Origin of the sequence: Comamonas sp., assembly GCF_009360615.1 — a bacterium.
Classification (GTDB): Bacteria; Pseudomonadota; Gammaproteobacteria; order Burkholderiales; family Burkholderiaceae_C; genus Comamonas.
Map to the genome: position 1 here is coordinate 1 of NZ_SPEY01000057.1, position 15,592 is coordinate 15,592.

The window sequence follows — 15,592 nt, forward strand, 5'->3', positions numbered from 1 at the left end:
GATGGGCTTCCAGGTGCCGCCCATGACCGACAGCGTCACCTCCACGGCGCAGCCGCTCTTGCTGTTCAATCGTTTCATGGGCACCTCGCTGCAGTTCCAAAGTGCAAGCATCCTAACGCCAGCCCGCATTCATGCATTGCTTACATTTTTAATACTACCCAACAAATATGTTGGTACTGGCGGCTGGAGCGCATAGACGGCACCATGCAGAGCATCTGTTTCACCCCCTTTGAGGAGCACTCCATGAAAGTCATGCAACTGGCCGCCCCCGGCGGTTTTGAAAACCTGAAGCTTGTCGAGCGGCCCGCACCTGCGGCGCCTGCTGCGGGCGAGATCCAGGTGCGCATTCACGCCAGCTCGCTCAACTACCACGACCTGGGCGTGGTGCGCCGCCCCGGTGCGGCGGCCGATGGCCGCATTCCCATGGCCGACGGCGCTGGCCAGGTCACGGCCGTGGGTGCCGGTGTGACGGAATTTGCCGTCGGCGATGCCGTGGTCTCCACCTTCTTCCCGCAATGGCTGTCGGGCCGCCATGTGCCCTCCGACTTCCAGCTCGTGCCCGGCGACGGCGTGGACGGCTTTGCACGCGAATGGGTGAACCTGCCTGCCACCAGCTTTACCCATGCCCCCCAGGGCTGGAGCCATGCCGAGGCTGCCACGCTGACCACGGCCGGCCTCACGGCCTGGCGCGCGCTGGTGGTGGACGGCCATCTCAAGGCCGGCGACACCGTGCTGGTGCTGGGCACGGGCGGCGTCTCCATCTTTGCGCTGCAGATGGCCAAGAGCATGGGGGCCACCGTCATCGCCACCACCTCCAGCGCGGCCAAGGCCGAGCAGCTCAAGGCATTGGGGGCCGATCTGGTGATCAACTACAAGGAGCAGCCCGAATGGGGCGATGCCGTGCTGGCCGCCACCGGCGGTCGCGGGGCCGACATCGTGGTCGAGGTCGGCGGCCCCGGCACCTTGCCCCAGTCCATTCGCGCTTGCGCCGTGGGCGGCCATATCGCGCTGATCGGCGTGCTGACCGGTTTTGCGGGTGCCGTGCCCACGGTGGAGATGATGCGCAAGCAGCAAACCCTCAAGGGCCTGATCGTCGGCAGCCGCGAGCAGCAGCAGGACATGGTGCGCGCGCTGGAGAACTTCGGCTGGAAGCCCGTGATCGACAGCCGCTATCCGCTGGAGCAGATGGTGGCGGCGTTTGAGCACCAGGCGGCAGGCAGGCATTTCGGCAAGATCTGCCTCGAATATTGATGACTGATGGCGCTTTGTGCGCCTGGGTTTGAGGCTGATTGGGCTTGAGTTCTCTGCTTCAACGACATGCCTGATTTCTGGGTAGAGGGCGGGTCTCGGCCCGCCAGCCGACCTACTTTCTGCCGCCAGAAAGTAGGCAAAGAGCTGACCCCCACTGCCCAAGACCCCTTCGCTGCGCTCTGGGGCAACCTGCGCCGTCAACCTCTTGTGGCTGTGCGGCAAAACTCGCTGTGTGCTTGCAGCACTCCGCTCAAACACGTTGCCGCAAGTCAGAGCACGATGCGTCTGCACTCTGCGGTGCAGACGCGCGCCACAAGAGGCTGCCGTCGCAGGCATGGGCACAAGGGGCGAGATACCGAAAGATAGCTTTCATCAGATTTGATAGCCGCAACCGCAATTTGTGATTGGGCTAGAAGCCAATTTCGTCATAACTCTTGCAGGCCGCCCGAATTCACCCGTGTGTCTGTGCCTGCGGCACGCGGTTCGGGCTGCGGGCATTGGCACCGCAGAGTGCCAATGCTTCGTCTTCAAATTTGCGGCAACCTGTCTGAGCGGCACGCGTAGCGCAAAGCGAGTTTTGCCGCACCGCAGCCTGAATGGCGTGACGCAGGTTTGCCCGTAGCGAAGCGCAGGGACGCAGACAATCGGGCCACGTTCTTTGGTTACTTTCGTGCGTGAACACGAAAGTAACTCGCCAGCCGGGGCGAAATCCCGGCTCTTATCCTCATCGACACAGCAAACGCTGTTTTGATAGCTGCCGGCAATTGATGAGATTGAGCTAGAGCCTGATTTGCCTTGAATTCTGTTTTTTGACGGTACAGAGAAAATCCGCCCATTCCGAATATCAGCTCGCAGCCGATACCCGAAATAAACCCCAAACCCGCGCTGCAGCCAACGTGAGCGACAGATTTAATCGGTTTTGCAAGATTCAGAAAGGCTTCATCGGATATAAACACCTCCATTCATGAAACAAGAAGATACAAGTAAGAGGTGGAGGCAATGGCGGTATTAATTCCCGCGCTCGGCAGCTGCGCGGGGCGTATGACCAGCGGTGAAAAACGGTTGGCAGAGCGTTTGCAGCAAAAACTCGAAGAGGATTATTTGCTGTGGTGGGATGTGCCCATTGGCCCCAAGCAGACACGACCCGATTTTGTGGTGGTGCATCCGCGCCGGGGTGCGCTGATTCTGGAAACCAAGGACTGGCATCTGGAAACCATTCGTAGCGCAACGCGTGAACGTTTTGAAATTTTGGTCGATGGCCAGCTTAAAGTCGTTATCAGCCCACTGCAGCAGGCGCGCCACTGTGCGATTCAGGTCATCAATGCACTGGAGCGTGACCCGCAGCTGGTGCAGGGCGACGGCGATCACAAAGGCAAGTTGGCTTTCCCCTGGGGTCACGGCGTGGTCTTCACGCGCATCACGCGCAAGCAGTTCGATGCGGCGGGTCTGGGTGACGCACTGCCCGGCCATCTGGTCATCTGCCAGGACGAAATGGTCGAAGCCGTGGATGCCGAAGCCTTCCAGCAGCGCCTCTGGGATATGTTCCCGCACAGCTTTGGCCGCGCCATTACCCTGCCGCAGTTAGACCGCATTCGCTGGATTCTGTTTCCCGAAGTGCGCGTGCCCCAGCAGCAAAACCTGTTTGGAGACGGCGCGCGGGATGAGGAAGAGCTGCCCGACATCATGCGCGTCATGGACCTGCAGCAGGAGCAACTGGCACGCAGCCTGGGCGACGGCCACCGCGTCATCCACGGCGTAGCGGGCTCGGGCAAGACCATGATCCTCGGCTACCGCGCCGAGCATCTGGCCCAGACGCAAGGGCCGGGTAGCAAGCCGATTCTGGTGCTCTGCTACAACGAGCCGCTGGGCGTGAAGCTGGCGGCCAGCATGGAGGCCAAAGGTCTGGCCGACCGTGTGCATGTCGTGCATTGGGACAAATGGACGCGTGCCCAGCTGACTACCTACAACCTCTACACCCCGGACCTTGACCGCTTGCATGTGAGCCAGAAGATGGCTGAGTTTGCGCAGCGCGTCATCAAAGGCGTGGACGACAAACATATTCCCGCAGGCCAGTACCACGCCGTGTTGATCGACGAAGGCCATGACTTTGCGCCCGAATGGCTGAAGCTCGTCACGCAGATGGTGGACCCGAGCACCAACAGCCTGCTGCTGCTCTATGACGATGCACAAAGCATTTACGACCGGGGCCAGAAGCGCAACTTCAGTCTTAAAAGCGTGGGCATACAGGCATCTGGCCGCACCACCATTCTCAAGATCAACTACCGCAACACGCGCCAGATTCTGCAACTGGCGCACCGCGTAGCCGGTGACATGCTCACACCCGAGGATGCCAAGGACGAAGACGGCATCCCCCTGCTCAAACCGCTGAGCTGCGGCCGCGAAGGCCCCGAGCCCATCGTCATCGACCTGCCGACGTTTCCCGAACGCGCCGCCCGTGTGGCCGAACTGCTGGCCGACCAGCATGCCCAAGGCCATGCCTGGGGCGAGATGGCCGTGCTATGTCGCCATCACGACGAAATGGAGTTGTGTGCCGACGCCCTGCAGCGCCGCAGGCTGCCTTATCGCATGCGCAAGCGTGCGGGTGACTTCAAGCCCGAAGAGGACTCCATCAAGCTCATGACGATGCATGCGAGCAAAGGGCTGGAGTGGCCAGTGGTGGCTGTCGTTACTTCGGATGAAGAGCGAAAGGCCAAGGATGTGCAGAAGGATGGGGCGTTGGAGGCCAGGCTGGTTTATGTGGCTTCGACGCGGGCGACAAAAATTATCACTTTCTCCTGAATTTTAAGAGATCTAAATGAGTACGTTTGATATTTACCGATACCAAATCTTGCCTGCATCCCAGCAGCAGCAGTCACTTTTTAACGAACTAGTTTCTGCGGATGAGCTAAGACTGAGAAAAAACCATTATTTCTCTGAAATATTAAATGGAGAAATGAATTTCGAACACAAAGGTCTAATCATTAAATGTATAAGGGAAAATATTGGGGGCAATTTATATTTATTTAAGATTGGTGTTTATAAAAATGTCGATAGAGATAATGAAGATTTTCAAAGAGAAAAAATTCCTAGTTGGCCTAATGTGACGGTGATTATAAATAATCTTGATGATCGGCAAACAATTTTAATCTCTAGAAACGTAAAAGCATTTTCTACAACAAAAGTTGTTTCCAATATTTTGGAAAAAACCTTTGATCAAGCCTTGAATCACATGGGCTTAACTATTCAAATCAGAGAAACATTTAATCCAAACCATTTTTGGGGATTGATGAGGGAGAACGAAGGAAGAGTTGATCGAGTTAGGTTTGAGATGGTTGCACCTAACATGGCGAGCATAACAAAGGCTTTGAAAATTGACTTGCGCCAGCTTAATAGAGAATCAAATTGCCAAAAGGTTAGCTTGCAATTGGAGTCCTTGCCAAAAACAGCTTTAGAGATTGATCCTGAGGATGAGTTGATTAAAGGCTGTGTAGAATATGCCTCTCTGGGCGGGGGAGATATCGTTGTTAAGTTAAAGGGGGTGCGTAAAGAGATTAGAACTTCTGAAAAAATTCAGATTGTTGAAATTGACGAAATGACATTGAGTGGGCTGAATCAAGATACATTACTACTGCTTAACGAGAATTTATGATATTTGATTGGCTGAAAAATGTTGCATCGTATATATTATCATCTGTAGCTACAGTTTCATTCTTGAAATGGATTGACTCAGATTTTATCGAAAAAACGCTTGCCAGCAATTTAATGACAATTGTTGTTGGTATTCTTGCAGTGAATATCCAGACAATTGTCATTATTGCGGTTAGACTCAAGGATGTATCAGAGAAAGAAGGAATAGATTTTTCAAGAACTATTGCTCAGGTGAAAATCTCGTTGTATGAGCAATGTGCCCTGATATTTTTATCTTTTGTATCTGGCTCTTTATATGCGATTAAAAGTGGCTCTGTAGATGTTATTTATATAAATGTAATCACTGTATTTGCAATAATCGCTGCATTGCATATATTTATAGATACTGCTGTAGGAATGCTAGGTTGCTTATTTCCTGATGATTAATTTATTGGGGATAATATCCATCCCTATAAGTCATCTTATCGCTAGATAGTGGAAGTTTCATAGTTTGCAATGCCGCGTTGAATTCCTTGTGCTTGATGTATCCGGGCCAGAGGTTTTTTTGCTTGTTTTTCTATTTTGCGTGTATGCCTGTTAGCCCGCTGAGGCGGGCTCGACCCGCTAGTCGAGCTGCTCGTATTTGCCTCGTCACCGAAGCGTCGGCTGAAGAAAAGGCGACGGTGTTGCCCACGTCCCATTCGCTGCGCTACGGGGCAACCTGCGCCGTTAAGCTCTTGGAGCTGTGCGGCAAAACTCACTTCGAGCTTCGCTCTCCGTTCAGACAGGTTGCCGCAAATTTGATAACGATGCAGTTGCACTCTGCGGTGCAACTGCCAGCCCCAAGAGCTTGCCGTCGCCGGTGTGGGCAAAAGGGGCAATACCGGATGCGGGATAGCTTCTTTGAAAAATTAATAGCTGCTACCGCAATCAACAATTGGGCTAGAAGCCAATTTCGTCATAACTCTTGCAGGCCGCCCGAATTCACCCGTGTGTCTGTGCCTGCGGCACGCGGTTCGGGCTGCGGGCATTGGCACCGCAGAGTGCCAATGCATCGTGAACAAATTTGCGGCAACGTGTCTGAGCGGCGCGCGTAGCGCAAAGCGAGTTTTGCCGCACCGCAGACTGAATGGCGTGACGCAGGTTTACCCGTAGCGAAGCGCAGGGACGCGGACAGTCGGGGCGCATTCTTTGGGTTACGTTTCTTGTGCGAGCAAGAAAGGTAACTCGCCTGGCGGGACGAGACCCGCCCTCTATCGCCAGCAACAAAACAAGAGTCAATTTTTATAGCTGCAATCGCTTGCCATACAAGCGCTACAGCCCAAAAAACTCAATCCTCAGTCCCCAACACCACCCGCGCCGTCAAAACCGTCCGCCCCGGCGACGACTCAATCCCCAGCAGTCCGCCGACCCGTGCAATGCGCACTGCCATGGAGCGCATGCCCACGCCCAGGCCCGATGCCTCCACGGCCTGCACATCGAAGCCCACGCCGTCGTCCTCGATCTCCAGCAGCAGCTCCTGCGCCTGGGGTTGCAGCAGGGACAGGCGCACATGGCGCGCCTGGCTGTGCTTGATGACATTGGTCAGCGCCTCTTCGATCAGTCGGGTCAGCGCCAGGTATTGCAGCGCGTTGGGCGGCAGGCTCCAGCTTTGCGGAAACTGCCAGTCGCAGCGGATGTCCAGTGCCTCGAACAGGCCGTTGAAGCGGCGGCGCAAGGGGGCCAGCCATTCCTGAGGCGTGGCGGGAACGCGCACCTGGGCCGAGGCGTTGCTGTCTATGCTCTGGCGCAGATCGTTGCGGATGAGTTTGAGCATGGACAACACCTGGGGCCGGGTCAAGGTGTCGCTGCCCTGCTCGACGGAGGCAATCATGTGGACCAGCTCGCTTCCCAGGCCATCGTGCAGATCATGGGTCAGGCGCAGGCGCTCCTGCAGGCGGGCGTTGGAGAGCTTCTGGGCTTCCAGCTCGGCACGCAGCTGCTCGGATTTCTTCTGCTCGGTGATGTCGAAGGTGAAGCCGATCAGCGCCGTGGGCTGGCCTTGCTCGTCGCACATCACGTGCACGACCTCCTTGACCCAGACAAACCGGTTGTCGCTGGTCAGCGCGCGGTACTCGGCCTCGTGGTCCACGCCGGCCTTGCAAAGCTCCACGCAGCGCGAGACGGTTTGCGCGCGCTCGTCGGGGTGGATGCGCTCGGCCCAGTCGTTCACGGTTTCCCAGCTCTCGGGGCTCCAGCCCAGCAGGTCCGCGATCTGCGGGCCGATGTAGCGGTACCTCTGGCTCGCCCAGTCAATCTTGAAGGGAATCGCGAGGGTGGACTCCAGCAGCGTCTGGTAGAGGCCGTTGTCCGTGTCGGGTTCAAGGGTGCGCAGGCGGGGGCGGGCTTCAATCATGGGGCGCTCCTGTCATGTCCAGAAGGGGATGGGTGGTGGGCAGCTCGTTCCAGAACCAGTAGAAATAACCGCCTTCGGTCTGCAGCAAGGTCTGGGTTCTGACGCTGGAGCGATCGATCCCATGCCAGCAGGCCAGGGCCGAATTGCGGTTGCCGTGCAGATCCAGGCAGGCCTGACCCGGTACGTCGGGCCGGGGCGGCACGTACAAGGCCTTGCCACGTGGCACCCAGAGATCGGCCAGACAGATTTTCTGCTCTTTGGGCCAGTACCTCCCCACCGAAATCACCAGGGGCAGGTGCGGGTCGATGGAGGTGAAGACATGGGGAAAATCGTGATGTTCGAGATCGGTGCATACCTTGCCCAGCAGGCGGTAGCCGGTGCCCTCGTAGGGCGAGCGGTGCCCGGCAAACATGCCGTACTCATAGTCGATCAGCGAAAGCCGTGACTGCGGACTGGCGATGCGAATGCCCTGTCCGGGCTCGATCAGCGTCATCCCGAAAGCCGCCGCAGTTGCAGGGGTGGCGACAAGGGCTTCGTACGCGATCCGGTCGGCCCGGAACTCCAGCCGGGTCTGGTTGCCGTAGCGGGGATCTGGGTGGGTGGTGGTCGCCGATACAACCTGGTATGCGTTGCCCATGGCGACCCTGGGATCACTGGTGGCCGGCTCCAGCAGCGTCACGCCTGTGGGCGGCTCCGCGCAGTAGTGGGGGTAGCCGTGGATATTGCAGAAAAACGGTGTCCGCGACAGATCAACCGAAGTCGGTGCCTCCTCCTTGATGAACAGCACGGGATCAAAAAACTCTTGCGCCATGGCCTGTCGCTTCGCAGTGATTGATAGCATGGATCGCTGCCCTGTGCGACGGTACTGCACTGGCAGTCATGGGGTGGTTGACATGTCTGTCGGTGAAGCAGTCTAAATCAAGGCGGTTACAAGGACCCGGGTGCGCAGGTGCTGCGGGCCGGGGCACCTGAGGGTGTCAGTGGCCGTCACGGCAAAGTGCGCATTATTTGGATAGCTGCCGGCGCTTGATGCATAAGCGATGCGGCCATGAGAGCTTCTATTTCACGAGCACCGATTCGCCGATTGCGAAGAACTGCCCGCCAGCCACGTAGTGCAGGGTGCGCAGCTCGGCAGGCGCGGAGCCGAACTCCCAGTGTCCGTTGCGGAACACCCGCTCGTCGGCCCAGGCCGCCACGACGTCGGCGATGAACAGGTCATAGCTTTGCTGGTTGTGCGGCTCGGGGATCAGCCGGCAGATCAGCCAGGCGGCGCAACCGGCCACCAGCGGCACGTCGAAGTCCGGTGCGTCGAACAGTTGCACGCCATGCTTGACGAGCTTTTGGGGCTCGGTCGCGGCGCTGTCCGTGCCTATGCCCATCGTCAGGGCGGCCTGCGGCACGGTGGGCAGCTGCAGGGCGAAGAGGCCGCTGCCCTCGACCAGGGCGCGTGTGCGCGTGGCCTTGTCAAGGACCACGCTGATCTTGGGCGGGGCGAAATCGAGTGCGCAGGCCCAGGCAGCGCTCATGGCGTTGCGCTCGCCCGCATGCTGGGCCGAGACGATGACCGTGGGGCCGTGATTGAGCAGACGGTAGGATTTGTCCAGGGGAACCGGGGTGAAATGGTCTGGCAGCATGGTGGGCTGAAAATGGGTGACAGAAGAGGGCGGCACGCTCCCGTTACGATGGCCTGCCGATTTCCCATCTTCGCCCGAAACCGGGCTTTTCCAGGAGACAACCATGTTTAGCCACATCATGCTGGGTGTAAATGATCTGCAGTCCAGCAAGCGCTTTTACGACGCGATGCTGGGGCAGCTGGGCATTGCGCCCGGCGTTGCCAACAAGAATCGTTTCTTCTACCGCAGCCCCACGGGCGTGTTCGCCATCTCCACGCCCATCAACGGTGAGTCGGCAAGCTCGGGCAATGGCGCCACCACGGGTTTTCTGGCCCAGTCCACCGATCAGGTGAACGCGGCCCATGCGGCTGGCCTGGCAGCGGGTGGTGTGTCGATCGAGGACGCGCCGGGCTGGCGCGGCGACTCCATGTATCTGGCCTATCTGCGCGACCCCGACGGCAACAAGATCTGTCTGGCCTATCGCCCCGCCAAGGCGTGATCCACACCACATGAATCAGGGCTGCGCAAGCGGCCCTTTTACATGGCAGGAGTCAGCCCGTGTTATTGGGACTTGAGGGCGTTGGCCAGGGCCTGGATCTTGAGGTACTGACGCGCGAGATGGTTGCGCGCCAGCTGTTTTTGCTCCGCCGATACAGGCAGCTTGGCCACTTCGGCATCCATTTCGGTCAGCAGCTCAGGCGGGATCTTACTGAAGTCCACAGGAGCGGCATCGGCTGAAGCGGGCTGCAGCAGCGCCGGTGTTGTGCCGACCGAAGCAGGTGCCTCCACGGCTGCGGGCCTGGCCCTGGGCTGGAGCAGGGCCACGATTTCGGGTGTGCCCTGGGTCTGCGCGATCTGCAGCGCCGTCTTGCCGCTGCCGTCGATGGCGTCGAGATTGATGCCGCCGCCGTCGATGAACAGCTGCACGGCCACATCGTCCTTGCGTCGTATGGCATCCATGAACTGCGGCTGAGAGTGATAGGTCATGCCCATGGCTGTGAGGTTTTTGCGCGCCTCCACCTTGGCCTGCAACGGCGTGCCAACCGCAGCGGTGGTCGGCGAGGCGGCGACGGTAGCAGTGGCTTCGGGGGCCGGGGGAATCAGGGCGGTAACGGCCTGCAGATCCGGGGTTTCCTGCGGACGGCCGGGAATATCGATGCGTTCCACCAACAGCTTGGGAAGCTTGGTGCGAATGGCATCGATGTTTTCCTTGAGCTGGCCCGCAGCCCGGTCCTCGTCGCTGCCGCGTATGGCCTTGGTAATGCCGTTGAACAGGCCCGAGGTCAGCGACTCGGTGCGCTTGATGCTGTAGTACACCACATAGGCCTTGACACCCTGGGCAAAGCTGTAGAGGCAGACCTGATGGCCTTCGGCGATAAAGGCAAAGGCGTTCTTGACGGGTGGGGGCTTTTTAGAGATCTCGGCATAGGCGTCCTCGCAAAGGTACTCGGGCGAAGGTACGGCTCCCGACATCTGCCTGAGTCTGGGGGCGCCGGGGCGCGCGGGCGGTGTGGACGGCATGGCGCGGTAGCTGAGGTTGGCGGGAATCGCGAACTGGGACAGTGCGTCCTTGATGCCATTGGCCGCATCCTGCGGGGGCGTGCCGGGGAACACCAGTTCCGCCTTGCTTATCTGGATGTCCCACTGGTCGCGAATATCTGCCGCAAGCGCATTCATGCCCACCCCCGTGCCCACCATGGCCGCCAGCAACGTTTTCTTGTACACAAACCTCTCCCTTGTTGTTCGTTTGCTTCAGTCCGAAGCATAGCGATTCTGAATCATTTGGTAACAAATATGGGTGAAGAAGCATGGAAAAAGACGGGCCCGGGCCGGCTTCACGGTCGGTCATGCCCTACCTGCAAGCGGTGATGCTGCGACGGCTGCCGGTGCAAAACCGGGGCAGGCGGCACAATGGCTGCTTTGCAGCGCGGGCAGATGTCCGGCACCTGCACCACATTCAGTAGTTTTTTCATGACCAACACCACCACCCCTGCCGAAGACCATCTGTGCGATGCCTGTGCCGGCATTCAGCGCAACTGGCGCAAGGCCCCCGGCCATGCCGAACTGATGCAGCGCGGCAACCGCAAGGAGGAGCGCGGCTCGAGCACGGCGACGGTGACCCGTTATGTCTGCGAGCGCTGCGGCACGGTATGGGACTACGAGAACAACAAGCAGGACCAGCGCAAGGGCTGGTCCGTGGTCGGCAGAATTTAACCCCCTGAGGCGCTGGGCGCCTTCTTCTGGCGGGGGGCGACAGCCTCGCTGCGGGGCGGCGGGGCCGCCTGGGTCCTTGCAGGCTGCTCTTTCCTGAGTCAGCGTCGGTTTTTGAAGTTTCGGCGTCTTCGGGGCCGTTTGTTTCTTGAAGGAGGCTGCGTGCAATCAGCAAGCAACGAGTGGTTTGACGAGGCGTATTACCAGCGCTTTTACTTTGACAAAAAGACCAGCGTGATCGACCCCGAGCACGCGCGTCGGCTGGGTGCGTTCGTCTGCTCGTATCTTGCGTATCTGCGCGTGCCCGTGCAGCGGGTGCTCGATGTGGGCTGCGGCATAGGCCTGTGGCGCGAGGCGGTGCAGAGGCATTTTCCGGGCGTGCAGTATCAGGGCGTGGAGTTCAGCCCCTACCTCTGCGAGCGCTATGGCTGGGAGCGGGGCTCGGTGGTGGATTGGAAGCCCAAAGATGGCCAGCCTTTCGATCTGGTGATCTGCCAGGGCGTGCTGCCCTATCTGAGTCCGGCCGACCTGAAAAAGGCACTGGCCAATCTGGGCCGGCTGTCGCGCGGCGGGCTCTATATCGAGGCCGTGGCGCGCGAGGACTACGAGCGCGACATCATCGACGAGGACTTGACCGACCCGCGCCTGTACCGCCACCGTGCCGAGCTGTACCGCCGAGGCCTGCAGCCGCACTTCAAGGAGCTGGGCGGCGGTGTCTGGCTCAGCCGCGATGCCGAGATGCCGCTGTTCGAGCTGGAGTGCGTGGGAGGCTGAAACTTCCCGTGCTTGGTGATTTCGGGGCCTGCACCTATATTGCGAGCTGGTGAACTCGCAAGGACATGAAGATGCCTCATCGCTGGATCAAACGCTGCGGAGTCCGGACGGGGGTCATGGCGACAGCGGCACTGCTGCTGGCCTGCTCCGATTCCAGGACCGAAGCCACGGCGCCCCCGGCACAGGCCCCGACCGCTGCACCGGCCCCTGCGGCGGCACCGCCGGCTGCCGAAGCCAGGCGGGTGATTGACCAGCTCTTCGGCACCGAGACCATCGGCATGAATCTGGCCTATGCGCAGAAGATCGCCGGCCCGGCCATGCGCTCGGAATTCCACCGCCATCAGTTCCGCGCCGATGGCTGCGATATCACCCTGGTCAGCGACGAGGCCGACAAGATCATCGAATCTGTCGAGATCGATATCGCACCCAGCTGCAATCTCTCGCTCAAGAGCGTGCTGAACGTGGCCGAGGGCCAGCCCGACATCAAGCTCGGCGACCTGACTTTCGGCAGCTTCGAGCCCTTGCTGGACAGCCGTTACTACGCCGACTGCCTGACGCTGTGCGGCAATGCCGCCGACCCGGTGGTCTATCTGGAGGCCAAGGGCTCGCGCCTGACCCACTTCATCAATTACTCGGTGCAGGCCCCCATGGTGGACGGCAAGGTGCTGGATGCAACTTCGGCCTGGCGCGCCGCCATGATCAAGGCCGAGTCCGAGGACTATGTGCTGGATACGCGCTTCAACTGCGAGCCTGAACGCTTCAGGAGCGTGATCTCGACCGGGCTCAGGAATGCCAGGCCCACGGTGTTCAGCTTCGGGCGCGGGCCGACTTTCGAGCAGGGCGACTGCGATTGAGCGCGCTGCGGGAGCGCCAGCACCGGGATTGGCAAAGGCGGGACAATCCGGGCTCTGTCCGAACCCGCTGGTGTCCGTCTTGCCCGCTTCCACGCCCTTGCCTCCTGCTGCGCCGAGCCCTCACAAAGCCCTTGCCTCCACGCTGCCCCCACATGCCGTCTCGCGCTTGCGCCAGGCGCGGCTGGCGCGCAGCACGCGGCCGTTTCTGGCGCGCGGAGGCCCCAAGGGCGAGCGCTGCGAGGGCTGCAGGCTGCGTCCATCCCACTGCATGTGCGCGCTGCGCCCCGGGCTGGCCACGCGCGCGGCCTTCTGCCTGCTGATGCACGATGCGGAGCCGCTCAAGCCCAGCAACACGGGCTGGCTGATTGCCGATGTGGTGCAGGACACCCATGCCTTTGGCTGGTCGCGCACCGAGGTGGATCCGCAGCTGCAGGCCTTGCTGGCCGACCCGCAATGGCAGCCCTATGTGGTGTTTCCCGGCGAATATGCCGAGCCGGCAGGGCGGGTGGTGGAGGCGCTGGACGGTGGCGACAGCCGTGCGCTGCAGCCCGGCAGGCGCCCGCTGTTCATCCTGCTGGACGCGACCTGGTCCGAGGCGCGCAAGATGTTTCGCAAAAGCCCGTATCTCGATGGCTTTCCCGTGCTCAGCCTGCACCCGGATCTGATTTCGCGCTATCAGTTGCGCAGATCCAAGCGCGACGACCATTTCTGCACCAGCGAGGTGGCGGCCCTGTGCCTGGAGCTGGTGGGTGATGCCGGCGATGTGCAGGCCGGCCGCGTGCTGGAGAGCTATCTGGGCGTGTTCACCGAGCGCTATCTGCGGGCCAAGCACCAGCAGCCGGTCGATGAGGCCAGCAGCACCCACCAGTGCCTGCGCGAACGGATGGAGGCCGCCAGCGCCAAACGCGACGCATGAGGCGACGCGCAGGCATAAGCATTCCACCCAAAGCGATAAGCGAGCAGCGACAATCGGCCCAGGGCCCCATGCGTGCATGAGGTGTGTGCCGGATCGGGTGGGTGATGAGCGCCGATGACCAGAGGTCTCGGCGCTTTTGTTTTTTTGGGAGTGGGTGATGGGCAAGTCGTTGAAATGGGTGGGTCTGGCAGCTGCGCTGGCATGCGCGGGTTCGGTCATGGCTGCGGGCAAGACCGATGCGGCGGGCTCCACTTTCGGTGCCAATATCGACACGGCCGCGGATCTGTCCGCATCGCCCACGCTGCAGCGCTGGCAGGCGGGCGGCACCGTGGTGCTGGGCGTGCGCGAAGCCGCTGTCCCCATGTCCTACGCGATCGGTGCCAACGAGAAGTTCGTCGGCTATCACATGGACCTCTGCGAGCGCGTGGTGCATGCGATTGCGCCCAAGGCCCAGATCAAGTACATGGTGCTGACGCCGCAGAACACCATGCCGCTGATCAACAACGGCACGGCCGATTTCAATTGCGCCAGCATGACCCACAACCTCACGCGCCAGAAGCAGGTGGCGTTTGGTTTGACCACCTATGTCAGCGAGGTGCGCATGGTCGTGCGTGCCGACTCGGGCATCACCTCCTTCAAGCAGCTGCAGGGACGCAATGTGGGTGCTATCACGGGCACGACGGCGGTGCAGATTCTGCGCAAGTACGCCAGCGACAACGAGTTGAACTTCAAGACGCTGATGAGCAAGGACCAGTTCGAGAGCTTTCTGATGCTGGAGTCGGGTCGCGTCGATGCCTTTGTGCTGGACGACAACATGCTGGCCGGCGTGATCGGGCAGAGCAAGAATCCCAAGGGCTACAAGATTGTGGGCGAGGTGATCGGTGCCGAGCCGATTGCCATCCAGTTCAGCAAGAACGACCCGCAGATCAAGAAGGCCGTGGACGGCGCCATTTTGCAGATGATCCGCTCGGGCGAGCTCCACAAGCTCTACAACAAATGGTTCATGCAGCCCATTGCACCCAAGAGCGTGAACCTGAACCTGCCCATGGGCGAGGTGCTCAAGAAGCAGCTGGCCGCACCCAACGATACGCCGCTGGAGCAGTTCGTATTGCCCCAATAAAGCGGCAGGCCCATATCAGCCGATAGACTGCAAGGCAAACCTCAAGGGAAATGATTGCCGTGCTGGAGTACCTGGTCTATCCGCTGATTGCGCTGCTGTTCGTGGCGGTCTTCACGCGCGAGGTGATTGCGCCCGCCTCGCGCAATCTCTGCGACCGGCGCTGGCTGATCTACAGCAGTGCCCTGGGCGCGCTGACGCTGGCCTGCACGTTGGTATTGGGCGGGTTGCTGGAAGAGCGGATCCGCCAGCATGCGCTGTTCGATGTAGGCGTGCGCTGGAACCCGCTGCTGGTGGGGCTGCTGAGCTTTTTCATCACCAGCTTTGTCTTTTACTGGTGGCATCGCGCCACCCATGCCTCGGATCTGCTGTGGCGCGTGTTCCACCAGCTGCATCACAGCGCGCGGCGCATCGAGGTACTGACCTCGTTCTATGCCCACCCGCTGGACTCCTGTGCAGCCATGATGCTGAGCGTGATCTCCAGCTACTGGGTGCTGGGCGCCAGCCCGGCGGCGGCGGCGGTGGCCCTGGGACTGACGGCGGCCTTCGATCTGTTCACCCATGCCGACATCCGCACGCCGCGCTGGCTCGGCTATGTGCTGCAGCGCCCTGAGATGCATACCGTGCACCACCGGCATGGCCACCATGCGCAGAACTACGGCCTGCCGCTGTGGGACCTGTTGTTCGGCACCTGGACCAATCCGGCCGAGCGTGCGCAGCAGCTGGGCTTCGACGAGGACAAGTCCGAACGCGTGGCCGAGATGCTGCTGTGGCGCGATGTGCACCAGAGTGCGCCCGCTTGCGGGCGCCGCAAGTCATCCTGAAGCTTCGAAA

At 60.3% G+C, this 15,592-nt stretch carries 16 protein-coding genes and 1 pseudogene; 12 read left to right on the forward strand and 5 right to left on the reverse strand.

Annotation, left to right across the window (positions count from 1 at the left end; genetic code table 11):
• Positions 1–196: pseudogene (locus E2583_RS15970) on the forward strand (hypothetical protein); the annotation flags it as partial.
• A 47-nt stretch (positions 197–243) separates the two neighbouring features.
• On the forward strand, positions 244–1,251 hold the full coding sequence (locus E2583_RS15975) for an NAD(P)-dependent alcohol dehydrogenase (RefSeq protein ID WP_291597222.1): 1,008 nt from the start codon (positions 244–246) through the stop codon (positions 1,249–1,251).
• Positions 1,252–1,913: 662 nt separating this feature from the next.
• Here the strand turns inward: E2583_RS15975 and E2583_RS15980 are convergent.
• Positions 1,914–2,207 (reverse strand): hypothetical protein, encoded by a 294-nt coding sequence (locus tag E2583_RS15980; protein WP_291597223.1) that lies wholly within the window; start codon positions 2,205–2,207, stop codon positions 1,914–1,916.
• Positions 2,208–2,250: 43 nt separating this feature from the next.
• On the opposite strand from E2583_RS15980, the gene E2583_RS15985 reads away from it, so the two are divergent.
• From E2583_RS15985 to E2583_RS15995, 3 genes are read left to right on the forward strand one after another with little or no spacing between them, the layout of a single operon-like run.
• Complete coding sequence (locus tag E2583_RS15985; protein ID WP_291597224.1) at positions 2,251–4,050, forward strand: 3'-5' exonuclease; 1,800 nt, start codon at positions 2,251–2,253, stop codon at positions 4,048–4,050.
• Positions 4,051–4,066: 16 nt separating this feature from the next.
• The gene (locus tag E2583_RS15990; RefSeq protein WP_291597225.1) at positions 4,067–4,900 is read left to right on the forward strand and encodes a hypothetical protein; all 834 of its coding nucleotides are present in this window, start codon (positions 4,067–4,069) and stop codon (positions 4,898–4,900) included.
• Entirely contained in the window at positions 4,897–5,325 is a 429-nt protein-coding gene (locus E2583_RS15995; RefSeq protein ID WP_291597226.1) for a hypothetical protein, read from the forward strand. Before E2583_RS15990 ends, E2583_RS15995 begins: the two co-directional genes overlap by 4 nt.
• Positions 5,326–6,208: 883 nt before the next feature.
• On the opposite strand, the gene E2583_RS16000 is transcribed toward E2583_RS15995, so the two are convergent.
• From E2583_RS16000 to E2583_RS16010, 3 genes are all read right to left on the reverse strand, one after another.
• A complete protein-coding gene (locus E2583_RS16000; protein ID WP_291597227.1) occupies positions 6,209–7,273 on the reverse strand; it encodes a PAS domain-containing protein in 1,065 nt (354 codons plus the stop codon).
• Positions 7,266–8,084 (reverse strand): hypothetical protein, encoded by an 819-nt coding sequence (locus E2583_RS16005; RefSeq protein WP_291597228.1) that lies wholly within the window; start codon positions 8,082–8,084, stop codon positions 7,266–7,268. The genes E2583_RS16000 and E2583_RS16005 overlap by 8 nt, the downstream gene beginning before the upstream one ends.
• A gap of 247 nt (positions 8,085–8,331) precedes the next feature.
• Positions 8,332–8,907: a flavin reductase family protein gene (locus E2583_RS16010; RefSeq protein ID WP_291597229.1), complete on the reverse strand. Its 576-nt coding sequence runs from the start codon at positions 8,905–8,907 to the stop codon at positions 8,332–8,334.
• Positions 8,908–9,010: 103 nt separating this feature from the next.
• Here E2583_RS16010 and E2583_RS16015 point away from each other — a divergent pair, with 103 nt between their 5' ends.
• Positions 9,011–9,385, forward strand: a complete 375-nt coding sequence (locus E2583_RS16015) for a VOC family protein (RefSeq protein WP_291597230.1) — start codon at positions 9,011–9,013, stop codon at positions 9,383–9,385.
• 62 nt (positions 9,386–9,447) lie between these two features.
• Here E2583_RS16015 and E2583_RS16020 read toward each other — a convergent pair whose 3' ends face one another.
• Positions 9,448–10,611: a hypothetical protein gene (locus E2583_RS16020; protein ID WP_291597231.1), complete on the reverse strand. Its 1,164-nt coding sequence runs from the start codon at positions 10,609–10,611 to the stop codon at positions 9,448–9,450.
• Positions 10,612–10,857: 246 nt separating this feature from the next.
• On the opposite strand from E2583_RS16020, the gene E2583_RS16025 reads away from it, so the two are divergent.
• From E2583_RS16025 to E2583_RS16050, 6 genes are all read left to right on the forward strand, one after another.
• Entirely contained in the window at positions 10,858–11,100 is a 243-nt protein-coding gene (locus E2583_RS16025; RefSeq protein WP_003066979.1) for a hypothetical protein, read from the forward strand.
• 159 nt (positions 11,101–11,259) lie between these two features.
• Positions 11,260–11,871, forward strand: a complete 612-nt coding sequence (locus tag E2583_RS16030) for a class I SAM-dependent methyltransferase (RefSeq protein ID WP_291597232.1) — start codon at positions 11,260–11,262, stop codon at positions 11,869–11,871.
• A gap of 71 nt (positions 11,872–11,942) precedes the next feature.
• Positions 11,943–12,725, forward strand: coding sequence for a hypothetical protein (locus tag E2583_RS16035; RefSeq protein ID WP_291597233.1), 783 nt, complete (start codon positions 11,943–11,945; stop codon positions 12,723–12,725).
• 79 nt (positions 12,726–12,804) lie between these two features.
• Entirely contained in the window at positions 12,805–13,641 is an 837-nt protein-coding gene (locus tag E2583_RS16040; protein WP_291597234.1) for a tRNA-uridine aminocarboxypropyltransferase, read from the forward strand.
• 157 nt (positions 13,642–13,798) lie between these two features.
• Positions 13,799–14,761 carry a transporter substrate-binding domain-containing protein gene (locus E2583_RS16045; RefSeq protein ID WP_291597235.1) on the forward strand — a complete coding sequence of 321 codons (963 nt, stop codon included), beginning with the start codon at positions 13,799–13,801 and terminating at the stop codon, positions 14,759–14,761.
• Positions 14,762–14,811: 50 nt separating this feature from the next.
• A complete protein-coding gene (locus tag E2583_RS16050) occupies positions 14,812–15,582 on the forward strand; it encodes a sterol desaturase family protein (RefSeq protein ID WP_291597236.1) in 771 nt (256 codons plus the stop codon).
• The last annotated feature ends 10 nt before the right edge of the window (positions 15,583–15,592 follow it).